Source organism: Aquibium microcysteis, from assembly GCF_014495845.1.
GTDB lineage: Bacteria > Pseudomonadota > Alphaproteobacteria > Rhizobiales > Rhizobiaceae > Aquibium > Aquibium microcysteis.
Window position 1 is genome coordinate 2,905,339 of record NZ_CP061080.1, and the last position, 24,463, is coordinate 2,929,801.

Below are 24,463 nucleotides of genomic sequence, written 5' to 3' on the forward strand. Positions count from 1 at the left end.
GCCCAAATCCCCATCCCGAGACCCAGCAAGGCCGGGCGGCAGAGCCGCCTCCCGGCCCGCCCGTGCTGCCGGAAATGCGGGGACAGTCTACGCAATTCGACCCCGGGACCGACCCGGAAAGGCGGAGAACGGTGTCGAATTGCGTAAACTGTCCCCGTATTTCCGTCCCCGGATTGACCGCTCGCAGCAGTCGCCGCTACGCCGCCGCCAGGTTCAGGCCCGTCCCCCGGTCGAACAGGATGATCCGGTCGGGATTCCAGGAGAAGCCCACCGTGTCGTCGATCGAGAGCCGCTGCGAAGCCGGTGTCGTCAGCCGCACGAGAGTCTCGCCCGCCGCGAGCGTGACGATCTTCTCCACCCCGTGGTTCTCGACGTCGTGAACCCGTCCCCGCGCCGACGCGTCGGGATCGAGGCGGATGTCCTCGGGCCGCACGCCGAAGGTCACCGGGCGCCCGTCCTGCGAAGGCGCGGCCGCGATCGGCAGGGCGAAGCCCGCTTCCGCGACCGCCCGGCCATCGCGCACCGCGCCGTCGAGGAGGTTCATCGGCGGCGAGCCGACGGCCCGCGCGACGAAGGTGTTCCTCGGCCGGGCATAGATCTCGGCCGGCGTGCCGACCTGCACCAGCCGGCCGCGGTCGAGCACGCCGATCCGGTCGCCCATCGACATCGCCTCGACCTGGTCGTGCGTGACGAACAGGAAGGTGGCGCCGAGATTCATCTGCAGGTTCTTGAGTTCGATCCGGAGCGCCTCGCGCAGCTTGGCATCCAGCGCCGACAGCGGCTCGTCCATCAGGAAGACGCGCGGCTTGCGCACGATGGCGCGCCCGATCGAGACGCGCTGCATCTCGCCGCCCGACAGCCGGTCGGTCTTGCGGTCCATCAGGTGCTCGATGCGCAGCGTCCTGGCGACCCGCTCGACGCGGGCCTTGATCTCGGCGGGGTCGACGCGGCGGATCTTCGACTTCAGCGGAAACTCGAGGTTCTCGCGGACCGTGTAGCGCGGGTAGAGCGAGTATTGCTGCAGCACCAGCGCCACGTCGCGCTCCGCCGCGCCCCAGTCGCCGACGTCGACGCCGTCGATCAGCACCGTGCCGGCGGTCGGCTTCTCCAGCCCCGCCACGACGCGCAGCGTCGTCGTCTTGCCGGCGCCGGTTTCGCCGAGCAGCACGAAGAACTGTCCGTCCTCGACCGTCAGGTCGAGACCCTTCAGCGCCGTGCTGTCGCCGAAGGTCTTGGTGACGTTTCTGAGCTCGATATGGGCCATGGCTTACAGTCTCACTCCGAGGCTCTTGCCGCTGGACGTGTCGAAGAAATGCGCCTGGGCGGGGTCGACGCGCGCATGGACGGGCTCGCCGGCCTTCGGCACGAAGCCGGAGGGCGTGCGGGCGCGCAGGATTTCGCCGCCCACCTTCAGGTCGACGATGTCGTGCGAGCCGAGCGGCTCGATGATGTGGGCGACCACGGGCACGTAGCCCGGCTGCGCCTCGCGGCTCACCAGCACGGCTTCGGGGCGGATGCCGAGCTTCAGCGCGCCGCTGCCGGAATGTCCGTCGAGCCTTCCCAGCAGTTCCGGCGGAAAGGCGAAGCCGGGGACAGCCGCGTCGATCGCCACCGAGACGTCGGCGCCCTCGCTGCGCACGATCGCCGGCGCGACGTTCATCACCGGGCTGCCGACGAACTGCGCCACGAAGAGGTTCTGCGGATGCCGGTAGACCTCCTCGGGCGCACCGACCTGCTGCAGCACGCCCTCGTGCATGATCACGATCCGGTCGGCGAGGCTCATCGCCTCGACCTGGTCGTGGGTGACGTAGATCGTCGTCGAGCCCTGCTTGACGTGCAGCCGCTTGATCTCGGCCCGCATCTCCTCGCGCAGCTTGGCGTCGAGCGCGCCGATCGGCTCGTCCATCAGCATCGCCTTGGGATGGCGCACCAGCGCGCGTCCGATCGCCACGCGCTGCATGTCGCCGCCCGAGAGCGCCGAGGGCCTGCGGTCGAGAAGCTCGGTGATCTTCAGGACCCTGGCGATCGCCCGCACCGCCTCGTCGATGCCCGCCTTGCCCATGCCCGTCGCGCGCAGCGGAAAGGCGATGTTCTCGTAGACGGTCATGTGCGGATAGAGCGAGAAGGACTGGAACACCATGGCGATGTCGCGGTCCGAGCACTTCAGGTGCTGCACCGGCTTGCCGTCGATCAGGATATCGCCCTCGTCGATCGTCTCCAGCCCGGCGATGGCGCGCAGCGTCGTCGTCTTGCCGCAGCCCGACTGGCCGAGCATGACGATGAACTCGCCGTCCTCGATCGTCAGGTTGAGGTCCTTGATGACCTGGACGGCGCCGAACCATTTCTGCACGCCGCGAAGCTCGATATGCGTCATGCCTTTTCTCCGGCCTTGCCGTCGTGATGGTCGGAGACGTCGAAGGCGCCGTCCGGGTTCTTCGCCTTCGCCGGGCCGATCTTGCCGGTGATCATGAAGCCGACCAGCCCGATCAGGATCAGCGTCACGCCGTACCGGTGCAGGAAGAAGTTCCACGGCTGGCACAGCGCCACGATGCCGAGGATCATCAGCGTCTGGAACGCCGGGTGCAGCCAGCGCTGGTTGAAGGCGCGGAAGCTCATTTGCGGATCGCCCCGAAGCTCATGCCGCGCAGGAGATGGTTGCGCAGGAGGAAGGTGAAGATGGCCACCGGCAGCAGGAACAGGAAGGTGCCGGAGGCGATCACGGTCCAGTCGGGCAGGCCCGACCCGACCTGGCTCGGGATGAAGGGCGGCGCGGTCTGCGCCGTGCGGCGCGTCATGATCAGCGCGAAGGCGTATTCGTTCCACGCCGTGATGAAGCAGAACACGGCGGTCGCCGCGATGCCGGTCGCCGCCTCCGGCAGCACCACCTTGAAGAAGGCCTCCATGCGCGTGTAGCCGTCGACGAGCGCCGCCTCCTCGTACTCCTTCGGGATCTCGTCGATGAAGCCCTTCATCAGCCAGACCGAAAAGGAGAGGTTGAAGGCGGTGTAGAGGATGATGAGGCCGAGATGCGTGTCGTTGAGGCCGACCGCGCGGTACATCAGGAACATCGGGATCGCCACCACCACCGGTGGCAGCATGCGCGTCGACAGGATGAAGAACAGCCAGTCCTGCTCGCCCTTCACCTTGAAGCGCGAGAAGCCGTAGGCGGTGATCGTCCCCATGCCGACGGCCAGCACCGTCGAGACGATGGCCACGATCAGCGAGTTGACGAAGCGGCTGGGATAGCCCGACAGCTGGACGTTGCCCTGGCCGTCGCGCACCACCTTCTCGCCGCCGTCGAAGACCAGCCGCTCCCACCACGGGGCGGCGGCATATTCCTCCGGCGTCGGCTGCTCGCGCATCTGCGAGCGGCGCAGCACCAGCTTCACGAAGGGCGAGATCTCGGGCTCGAACAGCACCGTCGGCGGGATGGTCGTGGCGAGGTTGCGCGGCTTGAAGGAGGTCGAGACGATCCAGTAGATCGGCGCGAGGAAGATGATCGTGGCGATCAGCACGCCGACGATGGCGATCCTGTTGAGGGCGCGCTCGGAGGTGGTCTGGACGGCCGCCATCTCAGCGTTCCTTCACTTTGTTCAGGTATTTCACGTAGATGTTGGTGATCGCGATGACCATGATCAGCACGATGTAGGCGAGCGCGCAGCTGAGCCCCGTCTGCCATTCCTGGAAGGCCATCTTGTACAGCCGGATCGAGATCACCTCGGTCGTCGGCTGGCTGGTCAGGATGTAGGCGAGGTCGAAGGTCTTGAAGGCCTCCATCGTGCGGAAGATGATGGCGATCATCAGGATCGGCGCGACCAGCGGCAGCGTGATCCGGAAGAAGGTGTAGAGGGGACCCGCCCGGTCGATCGCCGCCGCCTCGTAGAGGTGCTTCGGCACCGCCGACAGCCCTGCGAGCGACAGGAGCATCACGAAGGGCGACCACATCCAGATGTCGGTGAGCGCCACCGCGTAGAGCGCCATGTCCGGGTCCGACAGCCATTCGAACCGGCCGAGCCCGAGCGCATAGTTGATGATGCCGAAGGACGGATCGTAGAGCAGCTTCCAGAACAGCCCGACGACGGCCATTGACAGCATCATCGGCAGGAGCAGCAGCGTCGTGATCAGGCCCTTGAAGGGAATGTCGCGGTTGAGCAGCAGCGCCACGCCGAAGCCGACGATCACCTGCCCCGCGACCGAGACGATCACGTATTTGGCGGTGATGGCGAAATTCGACCAGATGAACGGGTCGTTGAGCAGCGTGCGGTAGTTGTCGAGACCGACGAAATTGGCCGGCGCGTTCGACGAGGCGCGGAAATCCGTGAACGAGTATCCGAGCGAATAGAGCAGCGGGAAGATGTTGAAGACGATCAGGAAGACGATCGTCGGAATGATGAAGAGGTTCCTGATCGACAGGTCGCTCAGTCCCCGCCGCGCCGCACGGCTGCGCGGGTCGAGTGTCGTCATCGTCAATGTCGTCAAAACCCTGCTCCTCCCAGAGCCTCGCGGCGACGGGCCGCGCGAAACGGATCGAGGGGGCGGCGGTGGCCGCCCCCTCGCACCGGGATGGCGTCACTTCACGCGGTTGTACTTCTTGAAGGTGGCGTTCCAGTCGGCGGCGAGCGCGTCGAGGGCTTCCTTCGCGGTGCCCTGTCCGGCCGTCACGTAGGGGTAGATGCGCTGGTTCATCTGGATCAGCAGCTCGGCATATTCCGGCGTCGCCCAGAAGTCCTTCACCTTGAACATGGTCTCGTAGAAGGCCTTGTTGTAGGGCGTCGCGTTCTGGAACTCCTCCGACTCCAGCACCTTGGCGCTGGCGGTATAGCCGCCGAGTTCGGCCCAGCGCTTCTGGGTCTCGTCCTTGATGAACCATTCGAGGAACTTCATCGATTCCTCCTGGTTCTCCGAATAGGAGATGACCGAGATGCCCTGCCCGCCGAGCGCGGCGAACTGGTGGCCGTCCGGACCTGCCGGATTGGCGAAGAAGCCGGTGACCTTGGCGTTCGGGTTCGAGGCCTCGTTGGTCAGCGCCGGGAAGAAGGCGAAGTAGTTCATGCTCATCGCCGCCAGGTTCTCGGTGATCGCCTGGTTGTTCTCGACGAAGAAGGTCTTGGCCCAGCCGGGCGGCGTGAAGCCGTAGAGCTCGCGGTACATCTCGAGCGCCTTCACGTTCTGCTCGGAATTGATGATCCCGTCGACCTTGTAGGTGGCGTAGTCGCCGAGCTCGCCGCCGTAGGAGAAGATGGCGTTCTCGACGCCCATGACGAGGCCGTCATAGGAGTTGTCGGTGTAGATGGCGATGCCGTAGCGGTTCTGGTCCGGACGGTGGAAGAACTCGGCGATGTCGCGCATCTGCGCCCAGGTGGCCGGCGGCGCGAGATCGTAGCCATACTTGGCCTTGAACGCCTCCATCTCCTTGGGGTCCTCGAACCAGTCCTTGCGGTAGGACCAGCCGACCGCGTCGCCCTCCGCCGGGATCGACCAGTATTTTCCGGAACTGGCGGGATACTCGGCGTAATACTTCACCGTCGCCGGCGCCATCACGTTGTTCAGGTCGTGCTTGTTGAAGAACTCGGTGAGGTCGACGTAGTGCCCGGCCTCGGAAGCCGCGCCGATCCACTGCGAGTCGCCGACGACCATGTCGTAGGCCGAACCGCGGGCGTTGAGCTCGGTGAAGGTCTTGGTCTGGAAGTCGGACCACGGCGTGGTCTCGACCGTGACCTTGACCCCCGTCTCGGCCTCGTATTCGTTGACCAGTTCCTGCAGGTAGTTCGCCGGATCCCATTCCGCCCAGAAGATCGTCAGTTCCTGAGCGAACACGGAGGTCGAACAGGCAAGCGTCAGTCCAAGACCGGCCACGAGGCCGGTGATCCTATTGCGCATAATGACTTCCTCCCATCTATGCACCTACCGTCTGAAGTGCCGGCCGACGGCTGGCACAGGTAGTCCCATGCTGGCGCTGCCCGGCCGAAGAGAACGGTTCCTCCCGTCTTCGGCCCGCGCTTCGGGGAAATGCTCCCTCACATTCACCCGGTACAATCTGGTATTACCAAATGGCGAAGCGCGTCAAGGCCCTTCTCTCGATCTGTTGCGCCGCTCCCTGCAGCAATTTGGCTCCGAAAGGCAACATTCTCCAATCAATTCCGCCGAATAGAGCATCGGGGAGGAACGAGGCGCGATCATGATCGAGAGCCAGCCGAAAGATCAGGCAGCAAACTGGTCGAACCAGATAGGGGCCGGTCAGGCCGGCTTGCGGGACCCCGCGCCGGCTTCGATCGCCGCATGCACGAGCGCGGATGCCGCCCACCGCGTCACCGCCTGCACGCGTTCGCCATCCAGACCCCAGATGTCCTTCAGGACGACGAACGCCTCCACACCGTAGATCAGAGAGAGCGCCTGCGCGAGACGCTGGAAATCGTCTTCGGCGAGCGTGTCCCGCAAGGGAAGAAGCGCATCCTGAAGCAGGTCGATGCGATGACCGCGGGTGAACGGCGGCTCGTCGCCCAGCGACCCGGCCTGACGCTTCGCCCATTGCTCCAGCGACAGCTTCAGCGCGGCCTTGAACGTGGCTTCGAACGCCTCGATCCGCGGCAGCGACGTCCGGAGGAGATCGTCGACGCGATCCTCCGCCTTCGGACGGTCGTTCGTGCGCGTCAGGATCGGACCCAGCGCTTCGTCGACCACCGCATGCACCAGCGCCGCCTGGCTCGGGAAATAGCGATAGGCGGTAGCCCGCGAGACCTCCGCGGCTTCCGCCACCTCGCTGACGGAGGGCGTCGCGCCGGACTGCATCAGCCGCGTCGCCGTCTCCAGCATCAGCCGCCGCGTGCGCGCCCTTGGTCCGCGTGCCGGATCGGCTTCACCTTCGGTCGATTGACGTGAGACACTCATGTCAATATGATACGACCGTCTCAAAAATTTGCAACCGGCATCCGTCGGCTGCACCATGAACAGGGACCGCCTTCCCACCCGGAAGGCGCGGGAGGATCATGAAGCGCGTCTACGTCGTCGGCACGGCCGACACCAAGGGCGAGGAACTCGACTATCTGGCCAGCCTCGTCGCCGCGCGCGGAGCGGCGATCGCCCGCGTCGACGTCGGCACGCGGGCACCGGCCGACGGCTTCGATGTCGGGGCAGCCGAGGTCGCGGCCTTCCATCCCGGCGGCACGTGCGCCGTGCTCGGTCTCGACGACAGGGGCCGCGCGGTCGAGGCCATGGGAACGGCGCTCGCGGCATTCCTCGCCTCCCGCGACGACATCGGCGGCGTCGTCGGCATCGGCGGCGGCGGCGGGACGTCCATCGTCACCGCCGGAATGCGCGCCCTCCCCTACGGCGTGCCCAAGCTGATGGTCTCGACGCTGGCCTCCGGCGACGTGGCCCCCTATGTCGACATTTCCGACATCGTCATGATGCCGTCGGTGACCGACATGGCCGGCCTCAACCGGCTGAGCCGGACGATCCTCGCCAACGCCGCAGAGGCGATCGCGGGCATGGCGCTGCATCCGCCCGCTCCGGCGCAGGACGCCCTGCCGGCCATCGGGCTCACCATGTTCGGCGTGACCACGCCTGCCGTGACGGCCATCGTCGAGCGGCTGCGCGACCGCTACGACTGCATGGTCTTCCACGCCACCGGCACCGGCGGGCGCACCATGGAGAAGCTCGCCGACAGCGGCATGCTGACGGGCTTCCTCGACATCACCACGACCGAGGTCTGCGACCTCGTCTGCGGCGGCGTGCTGCCGGCCACCGAGGACCGTCTCGGCGCGGTGGCCCGCACGCGGTTGCCCTGGGTGGGCTCCGTCGGCGCGCTCGACATGGTGAATTTCTGGGCCTTCGACACCGTGCCCGCGCACTACGCGGGCCGCACGCTCTATCGCCACAATCCCAACGTGACGCTGATGCGCACGAATGCCGGCGAAGCGCGCGCCATCGGCGCCTGGCTGGCCGGGCGTCTGAACCGCTGCGAGGGGCCGGTGCGGCTGCTGATCCCGGAGAAGGGCGTATCCGCCCTCGACGTCGAGGGCGGCGCCTTCTTCGACCCGGAGACCGATGCCGCGCTGTTCGACGCCATCGAGCAGACCCTGGTCCGGACGGGCGACCGGCAGGTGATGCGGCTGCCGCTCCACATCAACGATCCGGCCTTCGCGGCCGCAGCCGCAGACATTTTTCTCGACATCTCGAAGACCTGAGGGACCCATGCCCGCCATCCCGCGCAAGACGATCCTGGACAAGTTTCGGACAATGATCGCCGAAGGCCGGCCGATCATCGGCGGCGGGGCGGGGACGGGCCTGTCGGCCAAGGCCGAGGAGGCCGGCGGCATCGACCTGATCGTCATCTACAATTCGGGCCGCTACCGCATGGCCGGCCGCGGCTCCGCCGCCGGGCTGCTCGCCTATGGCAACGCCAACGAGATCGTCAAGGAAATGGCCGTCGAGGTCCTGCCCGTCGTCCGGCACACCCCGGTGCTCGCGGGCGTCAATGGCACCGATCCCTTCGTGCTGATGCCGCAGTTCCTTGCCGAGCTGAAGCAGATGGGGTTCTCGGGCGTGCAGAATTTTCCGACCATCGGGCTCTTCGACGGCACGATGCGCCAGAGCTTCGAGGAGACCGGCATGGGCTTCGGCCTCGAGGTCGACATGATCGCGGCAGCAGCCGCGCTGGATCTCCTGACCACGCCCTACGTCTTCAATCCCGACGAGGCCGTCGCCATGACGAAGGCCGGCGCCGACATCATCGTGGCGCACATGGGCGTCACCACCGGCGGCTCGATCGGCGCCACCTCGGCCAAGTCGCTCGACCAGTGCGTCGGCGAGATCGACGCGATCGCCAGCGCGGCCATGGCGGTGCGCGGCGACGTGATCGTCATCTGCCACGGCGGCCCGATCGCCATGCCCGACGATGCGCGCCACATCCTGGAAAACTGCCGCATCTGCCACGGCTTCTACGGCGCGAGCTCGATGGAGCGCCTGCCGGCCGAGATGGCGATCCGCGACCAGACCGCAAGCTTCAAGTCGCTGCCGCTGAAACGGCTGGGCTGAGAGGACGAACAGGGAGGAGACGAGCATGAAGCAGGGATCGGACGGCTATTTCGTCTATCCGAAGGACGTCGACGCCTTCGGCTTCGACTGGGGCCGGCTGGCGCTGACGGTCGCGCCGGAGGTCAACGGGGCGCAGCGCTTTTCGGGCGGGGTCGTCGACCTGCCGTCCGGCCAGGGCCATGCGCGCCACAACCATCCCGGCGCCGAGGAGATCATCTTCGTCATCTCCGGCGAGGGCGAGCAGATGGTGGAGGACGAGGACGGCAATCCCGTGACCCGCAAGGTCGGCCCCGGCTGCACGGTCTACGTGCCGGAGAGCCGGTTCCATTCGACGCTCAACACCGGCGACGGGCCGATGCAGCTCTTCGTGGTCTATTCGCCGGCCGGTCCCGAACGCGGCCTGCGCGACCTGCCGGACTTCCGCATCATCGAGGCCGGCAGCTGAACGCTCCCTCCCGGGCGTGACCGGCCGAACGGCGCGGGCGGTGGTTTCCGACCGCCCGCGCCGGATCCAGCTGGCCGCGACGCCTCAGGCCGTGCCGCCCCTGTTCCAGCCCCTGCCCCGCTCGCCGAACATCGCGTAGCCGCCGGCCGTGACCGCCAGCGTGTCCTCGAGCTTGATGAAGCCGCGCGTCGGATGCAGCATCGTCGTCTCGACCGAGAGCACCATGCCGGCCTCCAGCGGCCGGTCGGCGTCGACGCCTTCGTAGGCGACGGGGTGATTGGTCATCAGGAACGGCACCTCGTGGCTGATGAGGCCCATGCCGTGGGCGAAGAAATCGGTGAAGGCCGCGACCTTCGAGGCCTTCAGGACGCTTTCCGCATGGGCGATCATGTCGCCGCCGCGCGTCCCGGCCGCGACCTTCGAGAAGGCGGCCTGCTGCACCGCCTCCACCTCGCCAAGCAGATCCTCCAGCTCCGCATCCGGCTCGCCCAGCACGCCCATGCGGCAAAGGTCGCCGATATAGCCGTGCCAGTTGCCGCCGGAATCGATCGACAGCACCTCGCCCTTCTGCCAGGCCTGGTCGGAGGCGGCGCGGTTGTGGCTGGCGCCGAGCGTCAGCAGGCAGTATTCGAACTGCAGGCCGCGGTTGGTCTCCTCGCGCCGCAGCCGCTCGATGATTTCGGCCTTCGTCGACCCCTCCCCCGCCGCGGCGATCGTCGCCATCATGGCGTCCGTGATCAGTTCCGACGCCTGCTTCAGTTCGGCCAGTTCGTGCGGGGTCTTCAAAGCCCGCAGGCGCTCCATCACGGCGGTGGCGTCGACCAGCGTCGCGCCCTCAAGGCCGTCGACGAGGATCCTGTGCGCGTCGGAGGGAAGGAAGGCCGGCTCGATGCCGATGCGCGCGCCCGCCTTGCCGATCTTGCGCAGGTGCTCGACCGCGCGCTTCGCCGCGTCGACCGAGCCCCAGGTCTCCGGATGGAAGGCCGGCGTCCAGAACGGATGGTTCTGGTGCTCGCCCGCCTCCATCCTGTTGGCCACGAAGGCCGCATGATCCGGCCGCCCCTTCTCGTAGACCACGATCGGCAGATAGCGGCTGTGGCCGATCGCATCCATCGCCGAGAAGAAGATGAAGCGGTAGCCGCCGAGCAGGTAGGCGGTGTTGTGCTTGGAGGTCGCCAGCATCACGTCGATGCCGGCCTCCTCCATCAGCCGGTCGAGGCGGCCGGCGTCGAAGGGTACGGCCGGAGCGGCAGCCGCCGGCTGCGTGGCAATGGTCATCGTCATGTCCTCCCGAGGCAGGGTCGGTGCCGTCTTCTCCACCCGGCAACTGGTCCGACCAGTCCGGATGTTTGGAAAGTCGGGCTGCCGCTGTCAAGCCGGATCAGCCTGTGGCAGGGAAAGAGGCCGCCGAAGCACCCGCGATCAGCGCCCCTGGACGCAGGCCTCGACCAGGACGGCCGTCGTGCCGGTCCACAGGATCGCCACCAGCGCGAGCAGGCCCGCCATCCAGGCGATCCTGTCATAGGCCGCGCGGGCGTCCATCTCGCGCGTCAGGCCGAGGCGGCGTGCCACGGCGGACGGGACCAGCAGGAAGCCGCCGACCAGCAGGGCCAGGACGGCCGAGACGCCGATGACCAGCCCGTCGCCCAGCGCCGCCGAGCCGCCCTGGCTGCAGAAGAGCGTATGGCCGGCATAAAGGAGGGTGAGCTGCATCGCCCAGGCGAGCGGTCCGAGCAGCAGATAGGCCAGCGTCCCGAGCGTCGACGGCGTGGGACGGGGGCGCAGGAGTTTTTCCAGATCGCTCATGTCAGCCCACCATGCGCGGGAAGCCGTGGATGAGGAGAAGGCCGAAGAACGCCTGCCCGGCGGCGTAGTAGTAGAGCACGGCCCCGTTGTCGAAGCTCACCCGGCGCTCGCGGTCGAGCAGCCCGGCGAAGGAGCGCGCCACCGAGAAGCCGATCATGATCAAAAGCGCGAAGGCGATCTGTCCGTTGACGACGCTCTGCATGTAGACCATCGCGCCGTAGGAAGTCTCGTCCGGGCGCAGGCCCGACTGGACGTGCCCCCAGATCTCCAGCGCGACCGCGCCGGCGAGGCAGAGCGCGCCGATGGCGTTGAACAGCGGCATCGCCAGCGAGCGGCCGCCGGGTTCGGGCAGCAGCCGCCCCGCGAGCCACATCGAGGCGGTCCCCGCGACGATGAGCGCGGCACCGCCGAGCGGCCAGGCCAGCGACGGCAGCGCGGGCGACCCCGCGGGCGCCCAGACCTCCGGCGACACGATCCACAGATAGAGATAGGCAAAGACGTAGGCGACGTAGAGCGAGGTCGCGACCAGCACGAGGACGATCATCGCCCACCAGGAATGCGAGCTCGGGCCGGACATGTAGGTCGGCAGCCTGAGACCGGCGCCGATGTCCACCTTGCCCTTTGCCGGTCCGGGATCGAGCCCCCAGGTCCAGACGAGCATCGCGCCGATGGCCACGACCGCGCAGACCACCGCGATCGTCACCGCCTTGATGGTGAGGAGCAGGAAGAAGGCTGCGGTGAAGACGGCGGCGATGAAGGGCGACCAGCCGGGGCCGGGCATCTGGATGATGTATTGCGGCTCGGCGTCGATGGCCGAGGTGACGATCGTCTCGCGGCCGCCGGTCGGCGCATTGGGCAGGAAGTGCCGCCCTTCCTGGACCTCGCGCGGCAGGTCCGGATTGTCCCAGAGCGGCTCGCGGCTGGTCACCAGCGGAACGCTGCGGGCCGAATAGACGTCGTTGGGCAGCCACTCCAGCGTGCCCGCGCCCCAGGGATTGTCCGGCCCGCCCTCGCCGGCCCGGAAGTTGCGGACGAGATCGAGCACGAAGATCGCGACGCCGGCGGCGAAGATGTAGGCGCCGGCGGTCGAGATCAGGTTCAGCCAGTCCCATCCGACGTCGGCCGGATAGGTCCAGACGCGCCGCGGCATGCCGCGCAGTCCCGTCAGGTGCATGGGGAAGAAGGCGACGTTGAAGCCGATGAACATCAGCCAGAACACCCAGCGGCCGAGCCGCTCGGACAGCGGCCGCTTCGCCACCATCGGCGTCCAGTAGTAGAAGGTCGCAAACAGCGGGAAGACCATCCCGCCCACCAGCACGTAGTGGAAATGGGCGACGACGAAATAGGTGTCGTGCACCTGGAAGTCGACCGGCACGAGCGCCACCATGATGCCGGTCATCCCGCCGATGGTGAAGATGAACAGGAAGCCGAGCACGAAGAGCGAGGGCGTGGTGATGCGCAGGCGCCCCTTGCTCGACGCGATGGTGGCGATCCACGAGAACATCTGGATGCCGGACGGGATCGCCACCGCCATCGAGGCGGCCGAGAAGAAGGCAAGGCTGAGCGAGGGAATGCCCGTGGTGAACATATGATGCACCCACAGGCCGAAGGAGAAGAAGCCGGTGGCGATCAGCGCGATGACGATGAGATTGTAGCCGACCAGCGGGCGCTGTGCCATCGTCGGCACGATCATCGAGACGAGGCCGGCCGCCGGCAGGAAGATGATGTAGACCTCCGGATGGCCGAAGAACCAGAACAGGTGCTGCCACAGGAGCGGATCGCCGCCCTGGTCGGCGGTGAAGAAGGGCCAGCCGAAGGAGCGCTCGATCTCGAGCAGCATGGTGCCCAGGATCACCGCCGGGAATGCGAACATGATCATCGCCGCGAAGATCAGCATCGCCCAGGCGAAGATCGGCATCCTGGCCAGCGACATGCCGGGCGGCCGTGTCCTGAGCGCCCCGACGACGATCTCGATCGCGCCGGCGATCGCCGAGATCTCGATGAAGCCGATGCCCAGCAGCCAGAAGTCGGCATTGTCGCCGGGGGAATACTCCTTCAGCGTCAGCGGCGCGTACATGAACCAGCCGCCCTTGGGCGCGAGGTCGTAGAAGACGGTCGAGAAGAACACGAGCCCGCCGACGACATAGGCCCAGATGGCGAAGGCCGACAGCCGCGGGAACGGCAGGTCGCGGGCGGCCAGCATCTGCGGCAGCAGCATGACCCCCAGCGCCTCCACCGCCGGGACGGCGAAGAGGAACATCATCGTCGTGCCGTGGACGGTGAAGATCTGGTTGTAGAGGTCCTGGCCGATGAAGTCGTTCTCCGGCATGGCGAGCTGCGTGCGCATGACCAGCGCGAGCACGCCCGCCATCAGGAAGAACAGGAAGGCGACGCCGATATAGAGCAGTCCGATGACCGTGTTGTTGACGGCCGTCAGCAGCCGGAACCCTTTCGGCATCGCCCAGATGCGCTTCAGGTCCTCCAGCTCCTGCGGATCGCGGTTGCCGGGGTTCGGCAGGTGCCTTTCGGTGGCGTCCGTCATGTGCCCGCTCGCAAGGTGTAGAGGACGGCGACGCCGCCGAGATAGAAGACGATGACGAGGATGGAATCGTAGCCCATGCGCAGGACCGACCGGTCGCGGCGCTCGGTCATGCCGGCAAGGAAGAAGGCGGTCAGCACGACGGCCAGCAACGCGCCGAAGATGGCGAAGTCGTCCATCCGGTTCAGCACCGGCTCGGCGTCGGTGTCGAGGAGGTCGACGACGAAGACCAGCGCGACGTTGATGATGTTGGTGCCAAGGATGTCGGAGATCGCCATCGTGTAGAGGCCGAGCTTGGCGGCGCTCAGCGCGGTGCTGAGTTCGGGCAGCGAGGTGGCGAAGGCCACGAGCACGAAGCCGACGAAGCTCTGGCCGAGACCGGTCGCCTGCGCGATCGCGTCGCCGCTGCGCGCCAGCACGAAGCCCGCGACGAGGATGACGGCGGCGACGCCGGCGGTTTTCAGAAGCAGGGTGCGGAGGCTACCGGCTGCCTCTTCCGCTCCCTCCTCGCGCTGCTTCTGCTTCTCGATCAGATCCTCGTCGATGTGGCCGCCGCGGGCGGCAAGCCAGGGACGCTTGCCCTGCGCCTTCGACAGCAGCCACACGCCGGCGATGTAACCGAAGAGGCAGCCCCAGGCCCACAGGCCGATGCCGAAGAACGGAACGTCGCCCGCCACCATCGCCGCCGCGGCGAAGGTGATGAGCACGACGTTCAGGGTTCCCATCAGCAGCACCGTCGGGTCGGGGACGACCGATGTCAGCGCGTCGCGGCCGATGACGAGATCGACGATGGCGAGCAGCGCGACCTGCAGCGCGATCGACCCGAACAGGTTGTTGACTGCCAGCTGTGCGTCGCCGGACAGGGATGCCGTGGCCGTCACGCCGATCTCCGGCAGTGACGTGATGCCGGCGAGCAGGACGATGCCGATCACCGCCTGCCCGAGACCGGTCTTGCGGCTGATCGCGTCGGCATAGCCGGTCAGCCGGGCACCGGAAAACCACACCGCGACGGCGCCCGCGCCGAACAGCAGGATGTTGATCGTCAATCCGAGCCGGGCGAAATCGAGCATCCCTACTCCAGGCTTTCCAGATAGGCCGAGATCGCGTCGACCTCGTCCGGTTCGAGGTAGCGATACTCCGGCATCAGGTTCTCCGGCTTGATGTGCCCGTTCTCGACCAGCCAGGTGGCGAAGGCGGCGCGGGTGTTGGGCAGTGCGGCAGCGGCGAGCGACAGGCGCCCGCCGACATGGGTGAGGTCCGGGCCGAGCACGCCTTCGGCGCCGGTGCCGCGGATCGCATGGCAGGCGCCGCAGCCGTTCTCCAGGAAGAGGTCCCGCCCGCGCGCCTCCACGCTCGTCTGCGGCTCGCGCGCATCGCCGGCCTCGCGCTCCAGCCATTCGTCATACTGGTCCTGCGGCAGGGCCACGACCCAGAACGCCATCAGCGCATGCGCCCCACCGCAATACTCGGCGCACTGCCCGCGGCTCGCCCCGGGCTCCGTCGCTTCCAGCGTCAGCACGTTGGTACGACCGGGAATCATGTCGAGCTTGCCCGCCAGCCGCGGCGCCCAGAAGCTGTGGATGACGTTGTCGGACTCGAGCCGGATCGCCACGGCGCGACCGACCGGCAGGCGCAGTTCGTTGGCGCTGCGGATCTCGCGGCCGTCCGGGGTGGTGTAGACGACGTCCCACCACCAGCGCTTGCCGATGATGGTGACGCCCGGCCCCGCGGCCGTCGCGGCGCGCGTGGCGCCGGCCTGCAGCACAATCAGGCCGTAGACGAACAGTCCCGACAGGACGACGACCGGGAAGACGATGCCGCCGCCCCAGACGATCCAGCCGCCCGACAGCCGCGCGCGCCAGGCGGGCGGGCCGAAGATCGCCACCGCCAGCAGGATCGTGACGAGGCCGGTGACGAGCGCGCTGATGCCGGTCACCGTCCAGAACAGCGGATCGATCTCCACCGCCTCCGCGCCCGCCGGCGAAAGCGCGGACTGGACCCCGGCGCAGCCCGTCAGCGCCAGTGCTGCGGCGACGAGAAGGAGGCGCCGTCTCATCGTGCCGCCTCCGGTCGGGCCGGCGCCGGTTGCCGCGGCTCGGTCGGGCGTGCGGCGAGATAGGCCGCGACGTCCTTCATCATGGTCTCGTCGAGATGGCCGGCGACGTTCGCCATGATGGCGGCATAGGGCGATGCCGCGCGCACGCCGGTGCGGAAGAGTTCCAGTTGCGTGACGATGTAGGCGAAGGACAGTCCGTCGATCCGCGGGAACTGGCTCGACCGGCTGGCGCCGTGACACGAACCGCAGGGCGCCACGCGCGCCTGCGGAAGCCCGACCTCGACGATCCTGCGCCCGCGTTCGGCGTCCCCCATTGCAGCCGGCGCGGCCGGCACAGCCGCGGCGCCGTTCCCCGTCCGGCCGGCGTCGGCGTAGTGCTGCGCAAGCGCGCGGATGGCCGCGTCGTCGAGATCATGGGCGACCGGCTCCATGATCCCGCTCTGGCGGACGTCGTCGCGATACTCCGTCAAGGCGCGCGCCAGGTAATCCGCCTTCTGGCCCGCAAGCGCGGGGACGAGACCGTCGACCGGTTCGGCCCCGCCTGCCCCATGGCAGGCCGCGCAACGGGCAGCCGCGGCTGCGAGCGAGTGTTTCGCGCCATCGCCGCTCCCCAGATCGAGACCGGCCGCACCCCGGGTGTCGGGCGAAGCAATCAGCGCACCGTACTCCGAGGGCGACATGTCGGGCAGCGCCTCGATGAAGGCGACGAGGGGCCAGACCTCGGTGGTGCGTCCCGCGCCGGGCCAGGCCGGCATGCCGGTGAACTTCAGGCCGTTGCGGACGATCCAGTGCAGGTCTTCCGAACTCCAATCGTCGCGCGCATGCGTCAGCGGCGGCGGCGCGGGGTACATCCGCGCCACGACGGCGGAACCCGGGGAGGCCGGGCTGCCGTGACAGGGCGCGCAGCCGATCCGGTAGTGGTTGGCGCCCAGCCGCACGAGGCCCGGATCGTCGAGGGCGGGCACGGAATCCACGCCGCTGTGGGTCTGGATGGACCGCCTGAGGACGATCTTGATGACGTGGTTGGTGACGTCGAAGTGCTGCACCGACGCAGCGACGTTGTAGATGCCGGAGAACATGAAGACGAGGAAACCGCCGACGCCGACGGCAGCGAAGACCACGAACCAGAACAGCGCGCGCCGGAAGCGGAGGTTCTTCGGGATCCACATGGTCAGGGAAGACCTCCGGTCCAGCCCGGCCGGCCCTCGACCCGCGCCATCACCCGGGTGACGATGACCACGGCCGCGACGAGGAAACCGAGCGCCGAGATCGCCATGAAGAGCAGCCCGCCGATGTTCTGGTCCCACTGCCCGGCTGCACCGGCTTCCGCCACGACCGGAGGGCCGTAGAGTGGCCGCGGAGCAAGCACGAGCAGCACGCCGAGGAGACCGAACGCCTTCATGCCCGACAGGACCGCGGCCAGCGAGCGCCAGGGACGGATGTCCGCATCGGCGAAGACGGCGTGCCAGAACAGGCAGGCCGACAGCGCCACGGCTGCATAGAGGCCCGCCGACAGCAGGACCGACGACTGCGCCGCGCCCAGCAGGGCCGGGACATGCCAGCCCCAGACGAGTGCAACGAGAAGCAGCGCCGCACCGGGAGATCCAAGCGCCGGGGCATCGGCCCGCGGCCCGCCTGCCATACGCCAGCCCAGGATTCCGAGCGGCGCCAAGACGTTCGTCAGCACCGCCAGCACGACGAGGTGCGCGGTCAGCATGCAGGCTGCTCCCTCATGCGAGGCCAAACAACCGGACGGCAGGATTGTTCCTGCTGTCTCACCTGCTGCTGCTCGAGCCTCGGCGGCCTCGTGCCCCCGGACGTTTCCCGGCCGCTCCGATCGTCATTGTCGGCCGGCGCCGGATCAGGGGATCGCCGGCGCGGTCAGGTTCCCGGATAGGGATTCGCCTTCAGCAGCCGGGCGAGATGCGCCGCGCCGGAGGCCGCCATCTTCAGAGCCGAGGCGACGGGATCCGGAATCTCCTCGAGGTCCTTGTAGTCCTTCGACTGCATCGCTTCTCCCACCCAGTAGCAGCCGGCATTGGCCGGGATCGTGAAGCCGACGTCGTCGAGTGCCTGGAAGCAGGCCGCGTGACTGGCATGGGCACCGTCCTCGTTGCCGACGACGGCCACGAGCGCGACCTTGCCGGTGGCGGGCATGCGCCCCTTGTCGTCGGTCTCGCCGAGGAATGCATCCAGGCGCTCGAGCACGCGCTTGGCGACGGACGAAGGCTGGCCGAGCCAGATCGGGGTCGCCAGGATGAAGATGTCGCTCTCGACGATCTTCTGGCGCAGCCGGGGCCAGCCGTCGCCCGGCCCCATGTCCGACAGGACACCGGGGAGAATGGAGGCGTCGACCGCTCGAACCACTTCGCCCTCCACGCCGACGGCGGCCAGCTCCGCAAACAGGTCCGCCACCATCTTGTCCGTGGACGAGCTTTCGGCGTCGCCACCGGATTTCAGGCTGCAGTTCAATGCGAAGGCTTTGAGCGTGTCGGCCATGAAAGATCTCCTCGAGACATGTTCGGTGGATAGGTGGCGGCGGACCCGCCCGGCGGCGCAGCGCCCGTCGTCACCGACGATGGGGCGATGCCACCGCTCCCCGCAGGCACGGCGGCGGACTGCAGGGTGAACAGGCTCGCTGCCGCAATGTTCCTGCAGCACGCGGGCTCTCGGAGTTCCGATGCTCAGAAAGTCACGTGCGCCCGCGCCACCAGCCGGTCGACCAGCCGGTCGAGATGAGGGTCCGACACGCCCGCGCGCGACAGATAGGAGGCGAAGCCGCCATGGCGATCCGAGACATGGGCCAGGAAGGCCTGCATCGTCCGCGCTTCGCTGGACAGCAGGATCGATGCCGCCGTCTCGCTCAGGCCGCGCGACCGGGCGGCCTTGCGCAGGCTGTCCATCAGCACGGCGGCGGTGCTGGCGGTGAGCGCATAGTCCTGCACGATGTCGTCGTCGGCGACGCCGGCGAGACCGAGCAGCATGGCCGCGACGATGCCCGTCCGGTCCTTGCCGGCCGTGCAGTTGAACAGGACGACGCCTGCGTCAGCCTCGGCGATCGCCGCCGCGACCTTCGCAAGCGCCGGCCCGCAGATCTCGACCGCGCTGACGTACCGTTCCGCGAGGCTGAACGACGGCTGCGACGACAGCAGCGTATCGACCGGGGCGAGGCTGTCGAACAGCGGGATGTGCCGGTACTCGACGGCCCGATGCCCGGCGAAGACGCTCGGATGCCGCTGGAGTTCGAGATCGCTGCGCAGGTCGACGACCGTCGCCAGGCCGGCTTCCAGCAGCGTGCCGACGTCCCCCTCCGTCAGGCCCTGCAGCCCGTCCGCCCGCAGAACCGAACGCCAGCGCGTGGCTCCGCCGCCGGGAAGCGCATAGCCGCCGAGGTCGCGAACGTTGAAAGCCCCTTCGAGGCGGATGTGACGTTCGAAAGTCCCGGTCATTCAGCGGATTCCCGATTTCATGAAGGAGTCGACCACCTGTCGCTGCAGGACCAGGTAGAGCGCGAGGATGGGCAGGGAGGCAAGCGTGGCGGCGGCCATCAGCGGCCCCCAGTCGTTGCCTTCCTGCGTCATGAAGAACTGCAGTCCGATCTGGACGACCGAATTCTCCATGCGGCGGATCAGGAGCAGCGGCCAGAAATATTCGTTCCAGGCCGAGATGAAGCACAGGATCGAGACGGACGCCAGCGGCGCCCGCAGGTTCGGCAGCACCACCTCGGCGAGGATGCGCAAGGAGCCCGCGCCGTCCATCCGCGCCGCCTCCACCACCTCGCGCGGGAAGCCGCGCATGGCGTTGTAGAGCACGAGCACGGAGAAGGCGGCGGCAGCGTTCGGGATGACCAGCCCGGCCACCGTGTCGAGCAGGCCGAGCCGGCTCGCCAGCACGTAGTTCGGGATCATCACCACCTGGAACGGCACCAGCCAGGACAGCGCGATCAGCGAGCGTGCGAGTGCTCCGCCCGGAAAGCGCCAGCGCACCAGCGCCCAGGCGGCGAGCAGGCCGGTGGCGACCTGCGCCAGCGTGGTGGCGCCGGCCATGAGGGCGGTGTTGGCCAGGATGCGCAGCATCGGCATCGCGGCGAGCACGTCGGCATAGTTCTTCAGCGTCGGCGCGGCGGGGAACAGCCCGCCCGAAAAGATCTCGTTCTCGGAGCGGAACGAGGTCTGGATCATCCAGTAGACCGGGAAGATGGCCAGAAACGACAGCGCGACCATCACGCCGTGGGCGGCGATGCGCCCGGGATTCGTCCTATTCGTCATAGACCGCGAACCTCCGCATGAGGGCGAGACAGCCGATCGCGATCAGCCCGAAGACGGCAAAGACGAGCATGCCCGCCGCCGTGCTCCAGCCGGCCGCCATGGTCTTGAAACCGTATTCCCACATGACGTGATAGACGTTGGTGGTGGAGCGCAGCGGCCCGCCGCCGGTGAGCGCGTTGATGTAGACGAAGCTCCATTGCGCGCCGAACAGGATGGTCATCATGGTGATCAGCAGGATCGTCGGCGACATCAGCGGCAGCCGGATGTCGCGCACGATCTGCCAGGGGCTCGCCCCGTCCATGCGCGCCGCCTCCACGTAGCTCGGGCTGATAGCGCTGTCGGCGGCGGCGAAGAGCAGCGTGGAAAAGCCGATCAGCTTCCAGCCGGTGATCCAGACCAGCGTCCAGAGCGCGACGTCGGGATCGCTGAGGAAGCCGACCTTGCCGAGGCCGAGCCCGGCGAGCCAGGCGTTGACCAGACCGTGGTCCTCGTTGAGCAGCCAGCGCCAGAGGATGGCGGCGACGATCGGCGCCACGATCATCGGCACGAAGATCAGCGCCCGGTAGAGATTGCGCAGCCGCCCGCCCAGGTTGCCGGTGAGCAGCGCGACCGCCAGCGGGACGCCGACCGACAGCGGCAGCAGGCCGATCGTGTAGATCACGGTGTTGACCACCGCCTGGCGCATGTCCGGCAGGGACAGGAGGTTGCGGTAGTTGTCGAGGCCGACGAAGCGCGGCGTCGACCGCGGCAGCATGTTCCACTGGTAGAAGGACAGTTCGAAGGCCTGCAGCAGCGGCACGTAGGTCCACACCGCCACGACCACGAGCGCGGGCGCGAGATAGAGCCAGGGTTCGGCGGCCGAGAGCCGCAGGCGCGGCAGGCCGCGCGGCGCGACATGGGCGCCGGTGATCGTCGCGTCGGTCATCGGGATCTCCTGAACGCGCGCGCCGGGGCGGGGGCGACCGCCCCGGCGCACCCTGGATTCCTGGTCAGTCCTGCGGCATCAGCGGCTGGGCGGTGTCCTGCGCGGTCTTGAGAACCACACGCGGATCGCCGCTGCCGAAGACGGCCTCGGTCATGGCGTCCTTCATCATGTTTTCGACCTGCCGGTAGTTCGGTCCGGGGAAGGCGACGTTCGCCGTCAGCCGCGACAGCTGCTCGACATTGGCCTTGTACTTCGGATTGGCCGCATACCAGTCCTTGAGGTAGCGCGGATCGTCCAGCGTGGAGAGGCGCAGCGGCAGGTAGCCGATCTTCGACGTGATGATCGAATAGGCCTCGTCCGAGGTCAGGAACTTCATCAGCTCCCAGGCCGCGCGCTGCTTCACCGGGTCCTGCGAGAACATGAAGATGGCCGAGCCGGAATTGGTCGGCGCGGTCGGCTTGTCGCCGAAGGACGGCATCGGCGCCAGCCCGACCTCGAACTTGCCCGCCGCAGCCGTCTCGACGCGGTTCAGGATGGCCGAGGTGTAGAGGAACATGCCGAGATTGCCCGACTGGAAGGTGTCGAGATGCGCGCCGACGTCGATGCGGGCATGGGCGCCCGAATCCATCAGGTCGCGCAGCATGGCCACCGCATCGGCCTGGTCCTTGTCGGCGAAGGTGAGCCTGTTGCCCTCGCGCACCTTGCCGCCGTTCGAGATGACGATCGCCTGATAGACGAAGGTGCCGTCGGTCGGCCCGTAGGCGCCGGGGAAGAAGCCGTGCTTGCCGGTCTTCTGCGCGATCGCCATGCCGGCCGCCTTCACCTCGTCCCAGGTGCGCGGCGGCTGGTCCGGATCGAGACCGGCGGCGCGGAACAGGTCGCGGTTGATGAACATGACCGGCGTCGAGAACACGTAGGCCAGCCCGTAGGTCTTGCCGTCCACCGCGCCGAGCGCCAGGCCGTTGGGAACGAAGCCGGCGGCATGGGCGGCGAGTTCCTCGCCCGCGAGATCCTCCAGCGGCTGCGCGCCGAGCTGCTCGGCGGCGTAGATCAGGTCGCGGAAGACGAGCTGGGCGACGTCGACGTCGAGGCCGGCCACCATGTCGGCCTGGACGCGCGACAGCACTTCGTTGGAGGGTGCCGCGATCGGCTCGACCTTGATGTTCGGATTGGCCGCCTCGAAGCGGGCGATCAGGTCGAGCGTGGCTTCCCGGCCGATGCCGGCCGAGGCGAGGTTGTAGTTGTAGAAGGTGATGGTCACCGGCTGGTCGACGGACGGCGCCATCTGCGCCTGCGCAGCCGGAGCGAAGCCTCCGGCCATCAGGCCGGTGGTCAGCGCGAGCGCCAGGAAATGTCTGCGGATCATGGAAAATTCCTTTCGGGTCGGGGGAGGATCACTCGGCCGCGGCCTGTACGGGCGCGGCGCGCTGGAGCATCAGATCCAGCGGATAAACGTTGAGCTCGGCGCGGTCGGCCGGCAGCGGCACGAAGGCCACCGTCAGTCCGCTGCGGCGGATCGTGCCGATGGCGAAGGAGGCGCCGCGCACCATGCGCAGCACGTCGCTGCGCAGGATGTCGGTGGCCGCGTGCTGGCCCATGCCGACCACGACCGGGATGCCGTGCCAGGACGAGACCCGGTCGTGGTGGATGTGGCCCGACAGGATGCCGATCACGTTGCGGCCCCTCAGCAGCGTGGCGAGCCGCTGCGACTGGTCGAAGTGGATCGTGCGCCAGTGCGCCCAGTCCGGCGCGTCGCCGAGTGCCGGCGGATGATGCGAGACGATCAGCTTCGGCAGGTCGGGATGACGGTCGAGCGTCTCGGCCAGCCAGGCGAACTGGGCCTCCTCGATCGAGCCGCCGATGAAGCCGGGCGTGCTGGAATCGAGCGTGACGACATGGATGCCGTCGATGACGGCGTCATGGTCGTAGGGCTGGGCGAGATCGTCCGCGCGGCCGAGCATGCCGCGGTAGAAGCCTTCGCGGGTGTCGTGGTTGCCGAGCGCGTAGACGACCGGCAAGTCGAGGCCCGCCATCAGGTCCTTCAGCACGGCGTAGCTTTCCGGGTCGCCGCGGTTGGACAGGTCGCCGCTCGCCACGACGAAGCTCGGCCTCGGCTGGATGGTGCCGACCAGCCGCACGATTTCGGAGAGCGTCGAGCGCGTGTCCGAGAACAGGTGCGTGTCCTGCGACGGGTCGCCGATGTGGAGGTCGGTCAGGTGTACGAAAGTGACGTCGCGCGCCATGGGGCTTCTCCGGTGGGTTTGGATGTCGCGAGGGATACGGCGGGCTCGACGCGCTTGCCGTCGCCGAGAAAGGCGTGGACGGCCGACGGCGAGGCCCTCAGGCCGACGGGACCGGTCGGGATGGCGGTCGCGGCAGGCAGCGCGACCGCGACGGCGCTGCCCTCGACGGTGCCGTGCCAGTGCAGCTCGCTGCCGAGGTCTTCCAAGATGTCGGGTTCGAAGGGGATGGCGCCGTCGGCCGCCTTGCCGGCGACCGGCCTCAGGTCGCCCGGCCGCAGGCCGATCTCGACCGCCGTTCCCGCGGCGAGCTCGAAGACCAGGTCGGGCCAGGGCATGTGCCCGCCCGCCAGCACCGCCCTGCCCCGCCGGTCGATTTCGGCGGGAAGGAAGTTCATCGGCGGCGAGCCGAGGAAATTGGCCACGAACCGGCTCGTCGGCCGCCGGAACACCTCGGCCGGCGTGCCGACCTGCTCGATCACGCCCTGGTTCATGACGACCAGCGTGTCGGCGAGCGTCATCGCCTCGACCTGGTCGTGGGTGACGAAGACGCTGGTGGTCTTCAGCTCGCGGTGCAGCCGCTTGATCTCGAGCCGCATCTGGATCCTGAGCTTGGCGTCGAGGTTCGACAGCGGTTCGTCGAAGAGGAAGATGCCGGGCTGGCGCACCATGGCGCGGCCCATCGCCACCCGCTGGCGCTGCCCGCCCGAAAGCTGCGAGGGCTTGCGATCGAGAAGGTCGCCGAGCCCCAGCATCGCCGCCACCCGGCCGATCCGCTCCTTGCGCTCGGCCTTCGGCACCCGCGCGACCTTGAGCGCGTAGCCGATGTTCTCGGCCACCGTCATGTGCGGGTAGAGCGCGTAGTTCTGGAACACCATGGCGCAGCCGCGCCGGCCCGGCTCGACGTCGTTGACGACGCGGCCGTCGAACGCGATCGTGCCCGCGGTGATGTCCTCCAGCCCGGCGATCATCCGCAGCAGCGTGGACTTGCCGCATCCCGACGGCCCGAGGATGACCAGGAAACTGCCGTCCTCGACGGCAAGGTCCAGTCCGCGCACCGCCGGCGTCCTGCCGTAGAGCTTGTGAACGTCTCGGATGTCGATCGAGGCCATGGGGTCGCCCGTTGCATTGCTTCGGGGCTTGGGTAG

General features: G+C 68.0%; 24 protein-coding genes. 3 read left to right on the forward strand and 21 right to left on the reverse strand.

The window, feature by feature from the left end:
• Positions 1 to 196: 196 nt before the first annotated feature.
• From IAI54_RS13390 to IAI54_RS13420, 7 genes are all read right to left on the reverse strand, one after another.
• Entirely contained in the window at positions 197 to 1,264 is a 1,068-nt protein-coding gene (locus tag IAI54_RS13390; protein ID WP_187972808.1) for an ABC transporter ATP-binding protein, read from the reverse strand.
• Between the two features lie 3 nt (positions 1,265 to 1,267).
• Entirely contained in the window at positions 1,268 to 2,374 is a 1,107-nt protein-coding gene (locus tag IAI54_RS13395; protein ID WP_187972809.1) for an ABC transporter ATP-binding protein, read from the reverse strand.
• Positions 2,371 to 2,616, reverse strand: a complete 246-nt coding sequence (locus IAI54_RS13400) for a hypothetical protein (protein ID WP_187972810.1) — start codon at positions 2,614 to 2,616, stop codon at positions 2,371 to 2,373. Before IAI54_RS13400 ends, IAI54_RS13395 begins: the two co-directional genes overlap by 4 nt.
• Positions 2,613 to 3,572 carry a carbohydrate ABC transporter permease gene (locus IAI54_RS13405; RefSeq protein WP_187972811.1) on the reverse strand — a complete coding sequence of 320 codons (960 nt, stop codon included), beginning with the start codon at positions 3,570 to 3,572 and terminating at the stop codon, positions 2,613 to 2,615. Before IAI54_RS13405 ends, IAI54_RS13400 begins: the two co-directional genes overlap by 4 nt.
• A gap of 1 nt (position 3,573) precedes the next feature.
• Positions 3,574 to 4,464 (reverse strand): carbohydrate ABC transporter permease, encoded by an 891-nt coding sequence (locus tag IAI54_RS13410; protein ID WP_420838281.1) that lies wholly within the window; start codon positions 4,462 to 4,464, stop codon positions 3,574 to 3,576.
• A gap of 105 nt (positions 4,465 to 4,569) precedes the next feature.
• A complete protein-coding gene (locus IAI54_RS13415) occupies positions 4,570 to 5,880 on the reverse strand; it encodes an ABC transporter substrate-binding protein (RefSeq protein ID WP_187972813.1) in 1,311 nt (436 codons plus the stop codon).
• 357 nt (positions 5,881 to 6,237) lie between these two features.
• Positions 6,238 to 6,888, reverse strand: coding sequence for a TetR/AcrR family transcriptional regulator (locus IAI54_RS13420; RefSeq protein WP_187972814.1), 651 nt, complete (start codon positions 6,886 to 6,888; stop codon positions 6,238 to 6,240).
• Between the two features lie 98 nt (positions 6,889 to 6,986).
• Between IAI54_RS13420 and IAI54_RS13425 the strand changes: the two genes are divergently transcribed.
• The 3 genes from IAI54_RS13425 to IAI54_RS13435 are packed head-to-tail and all read left to right on the forward strand — an operon-like array spanning position 6,987 to position 9,481.
• Positions 6,987 to 8,186: a Tm-1-like ATP-binding domain-containing protein gene (locus IAI54_RS13425; RefSeq protein ID WP_187972815.1), complete on the forward strand. Its 1,200-nt coding sequence runs from the start codon at positions 6,987 to 6,989 to the stop codon at positions 8,184 to 8,186.
• Between the two features lie 7 nt (positions 8,187 to 8,193).
• Complete coding sequence (locus tag IAI54_RS13430; protein WP_187972816.1) at positions 8,194 to 9,036, forward strand: phosphoenolpyruvate hydrolase family protein; 843 nt, start codon at positions 8,194 to 8,196, stop codon at positions 9,034 to 9,036.
• A 25-nt stretch (positions 9,037 to 9,061) separates the two neighbouring features.
• Entirely contained in the window at positions 9,062 to 9,481 is a 420-nt protein-coding gene (locus IAI54_RS13435; protein ID WP_187972817.1) for a cupin domain-containing protein, read from the forward strand.
• Between the two features lie 84 nt (positions 9,482 to 9,565).
• On the opposite strand, the gene IAI54_RS13440 is transcribed toward IAI54_RS13435, so the two are convergent.
• The 14 genes from IAI54_RS13440 to IAI54_RS13505 all read right to left on the reverse strand — a co-directional run bounded on the left by IAI54_RS13440 (position 9,566) and on the right by IAI54_RS13505 (position 24,427).
• Positions 9,566 to 10,759, reverse strand: a complete 1,194-nt coding sequence (locus IAI54_RS13440) for a M24 family metallopeptidase (RefSeq protein WP_187972818.1) — start codon at positions 10,757 to 10,759, stop codon at positions 9,566 to 9,568.
• 144 nt (positions 10,760 to 10,903) lie between these two features.
• A complete protein-coding gene (locus tag IAI54_RS13445) occupies positions 10,904 to 11,287 on the reverse strand; it encodes a hypothetical protein (RefSeq protein ID WP_187972819.1) in 384 nt (127 codons plus the stop codon).
• Position 11,288: 1 nt separating this feature from the next.
• On the reverse strand, positions 11,289 to 13,829 hold the full coding sequence (gene ctaD, locus IAI54_RS13450; RefSeq protein WP_187972820.1) for a cytochrome c oxidase subunit I: 2,541 nt from the start codon (positions 13,827 to 13,829) through the stop codon (positions 11,289 to 11,291).
• On the reverse strand, positions 13,826 to 14,896 hold the full coding sequence (locus IAI54_RS13455) for a sodium:calcium antiporter (RefSeq protein ID WP_187972821.1): 1,071 nt from the start codon (positions 14,894 to 14,896) through the stop codon (positions 13,826 to 13,828). The genes ctaD and IAI54_RS13455 overlap by 4 nt, the downstream gene beginning before the upstream one ends.
• A gap of 2 nt (positions 14,897 to 14,898) precedes the next feature.
• A complete protein-coding gene (locus IAI54_RS13460) occupies positions 14,899 to 15,882 on the reverse strand; it encodes a cytochrome c oxidase subunit II (protein WP_187972822.1) in 984 nt (327 codons plus the stop codon).
• The gene (locus IAI54_RS13465; protein WP_187972823.1) at positions 15,879 to 17,051 is read right to left on the reverse strand and encodes a c-type cytochrome; all 1,173 of its coding nucleotides are present in this window, start codon (positions 17,049 to 17,051) and stop codon (positions 15,879 to 15,881) included. Before IAI54_RS13465 ends, IAI54_RS13460 begins: the two co-directional genes overlap by 4 nt.
• Before the next feature lie 2 nt (positions 17,052 to 17,053).
• On the reverse strand, positions 17,054 to 17,599 hold the full coding sequence (locus IAI54_RS13470; protein WP_187972824.1) for a cytochrome c oxidase assembly protein: 546 nt from the start codon (positions 17,597 to 17,599) through the stop codon (positions 17,054 to 17,056).
• A 164-nt stretch (positions 17,600 to 17,763) separates the two neighbouring features.
• Positions 17,764 to 18,381 (reverse strand): flavodoxin family protein, encoded by a 618-nt coding sequence (locus tag IAI54_RS13475; RefSeq protein WP_187972825.1) that lies wholly within the window; start codon positions 18,379 to 18,381, stop codon positions 17,764 to 17,766.
• Positions 18,382 to 18,566: 185 nt separating this feature from the next.
• Positions 18,567 to 19,331 (reverse strand): tyrosine-protein phosphatase, encoded by a 765-nt coding sequence (locus tag IAI54_RS13480; RefSeq protein ID WP_187972826.1) that lies wholly within the window; start codon positions 19,329 to 19,331, stop codon positions 18,567 to 18,569.
• Positions 19,332 to 20,150: a carbohydrate ABC transporter permease gene (locus tag IAI54_RS13485; RefSeq protein ID WP_187972827.1), complete on the reverse strand. Its 819-nt coding sequence runs from the start codon at positions 20,148 to 20,150 to the stop codon at positions 19,332 to 19,334.
• Positions 20,140 to 21,075: a carbohydrate ABC transporter permease gene (locus tag IAI54_RS13490; RefSeq protein ID WP_187972828.1), complete on the reverse strand. Its 936-nt coding sequence runs from the start codon at positions 21,073 to 21,075 to the stop codon at positions 20,140 to 20,142. The genes IAI54_RS13485 and IAI54_RS13490 overlap by 11 nt, the downstream gene beginning before the upstream one ends.
• A 64-nt stretch (positions 21,076 to 21,139) precedes the next feature.
• Positions 21,140 to 22,441 carry an ABC transporter substrate-binding protein gene (locus IAI54_RS13495; RefSeq protein ID WP_187972829.1) on the reverse strand — a complete coding sequence of 434 codons (1,302 nt, stop codon included), beginning with the start codon at positions 22,439 to 22,441 and terminating at the stop codon, positions 21,140 to 21,142.
• A 28-nt stretch (positions 22,442 to 22,469) separates the two neighbouring features.
• Positions 22,470 to 23,318 carry a metallophosphoesterase gene (locus tag IAI54_RS13500; protein ID WP_187972830.1) on the reverse strand — a complete coding sequence of 283 codons (849 nt, stop codon included), beginning with the start codon at positions 23,316 to 23,318 and terminating at the stop codon, positions 22,470 to 22,472.
• Positions 23,288 to 24,427 carry an ABC transporter ATP-binding protein gene (locus IAI54_RS13505; RefSeq protein WP_187972831.1) on the reverse strand — a complete coding sequence of 380 codons (1,140 nt, stop codon included), beginning with the start codon at positions 24,425 to 24,427 and terminating at the stop codon, positions 23,288 to 23,290. The genes IAI54_RS13500 and IAI54_RS13505 overlap by 31 nt, the downstream gene beginning before the upstream one ends.
• Positions 24,428 to 24,463: the final 36 nt, after the last annotated feature.

Bases quoted from the DNA above. Each gene is read 5' to 3' on its own strand.
- IAI54_RS13485 (WP_187972827.1), bottom strand. From the start codon at position 20,150: ATGACGAATAGGACGAATCCCGGGCGCATCGCCGCCCACGGCGTGATG.
- IAI54_RS13390 (WP_187972808.1), bottom strand. From the start codon at position 1,264: ATGGCCCATATCGAGCTCAGAAACGTCACCAAGACCTTCGGCGACAGC.
- IAI54_RS13490 (WP_187972828.1), bottom strand. From the start codon at position 21,075: ATGACCGACGCGACGATCACCGGCGCCCATGTCGCGCCGCGCGGCCTG.
- IAI54_RS13500 (WP_187972830.1), bottom strand. From the start codon at position 23,318: ATGGCGCGCGACGTCACTTTCGTACACCTGACCGACCTCCACATCGGC.
- IAI54_RS13470 (WP_187972824.1), bottom strand. From the start codon at position 17,599: ATGCTGACCGCGCACCTCGTCGTGCTGGCGGTGCTGACGAACGTCTTG.
- IAI54_RS13475 (WP_187972825.1), bottom strand. From the start codon at position 18,381: ATGGCCGACACGCTCAAAGCCTTCGCATTGAACTGCAGCCTGAAATCC.
- IAI54_RS13395 (WP_187972809.1), bottom strand. From the start codon at position 2,374: ATGACGCATATCGAGCTTCGCGGCGTGCAGAAATGGTTCGGCGCCGTC.
- IAI54_RS13425 (WP_187972815.1), top strand. From the start codon at position 6,987: ATGAAGCGCGTCTACGTCGTCGGCACGGCCGACACCAAGGGCGAGGAA.
- ctaD (WP_187972820.1), bottom strand. From the start codon at position 13,829: ATGACGGACGCCACCGAAAGGCACCTGCCGAACCCCGGCAACCGCGAT.
- IAI54_RS13410 (WP_420838281.1), bottom strand. From the start codon at position 4,464: ATGACGACACTCGACCCGCGCAGCCGTGCGGCGCGGCGGGGACTGAGC.
- IAI54_RS13420 (WP_187972814.1), bottom strand. From the start codon at position 6,888: ATGAGTGTCTCACGTCAATCGACCGAAGGTGAAGCCGATCCGGCACGC.
- IAI54_RS13430 (WP_187972816.1), top strand. From the start codon at position 8,194: ATGCCCGCCATCCCGCGCAAGACGATCCTGGACAAGTTTCGGACAATG.
- IAI54_RS13415 (WP_187972813.1), bottom strand. From the start codon at position 5,880: ATGCGCAATAGGATCACCGGCCTCGTGGCCGGTCTTGGACTGACGCTT.
- IAI54_RS13445 (WP_187972819.1), bottom strand. From the start codon at position 11,287: ATGAGCGATCTGGAAAAACTCCTGCGCCCCCGTCCCACGCCGTCGACG.
- IAI54_RS13440 (WP_187972818.1), bottom strand. From the start codon at position 10,759: ATGACCATTGCCACGCAGCCGGCGGCTGCCGCTCCGGCCGTACCCTTC.
- IAI54_RS13495 (WP_187972829.1), bottom strand. From the start codon at position 22,441: ATGATCCGCAGACATTTCCTGGCGCTCGCGCTGACCACCGGCCTGATG.
- IAI54_RS13480 (WP_187972826.1), bottom strand. From the start codon at position 19,331: ATGACCGGGACTTTCGAACGTCACATCCGCCTCGAAGGGGCTTTCAAC.
- IAI54_RS13465 (WP_187972823.1), bottom strand. From the start codon at position 17,051: ATGTGGATCCCGAAGAACCTCCGCTTCCGGCGCGCGCTGTTCTGGTTC.
- IAI54_RS13505 (WP_187972831.1), bottom strand. From the start codon at position 24,427: ATGGCCTCGATCGACATCCGAGACGTTCACAAGCTCTACGGCAGGACG.
- IAI54_RS13455 (WP_187972821.1), bottom strand. From the start codon at position 14,896: ATGCTCGATTTCGCCCGGCTCGGATTGACGATCAACATCCTGCTGTTC.
- IAI54_RS13435 (WP_187972817.1), top strand. From the start codon at position 9,062: ATGAAGCAGGGATCGGACGGCTATTTCGTCTATCCGAAGGACGTCGAC.
- IAI54_RS13400 (WP_187972810.1), bottom strand. From the start codon at position 2,616: ATGAGCTTCCGCGCCTTCAACCAGCGCTGGCTGCACCCGGCGTTCCAG.
- IAI54_RS13460 (WP_187972822.1), bottom strand. From the start codon at position 15,882: ATGAGACGGCGCCTCCTTCTCGTCGCCGCAGCACTGGCGCTGACGGGC.
- IAI54_RS13405 (WP_187972811.1), bottom strand. From the start codon at position 3,572: ATGGCGGCCGTCCAGACCACCTCCGAGCGCGCCCTCAACAGGATCGCC.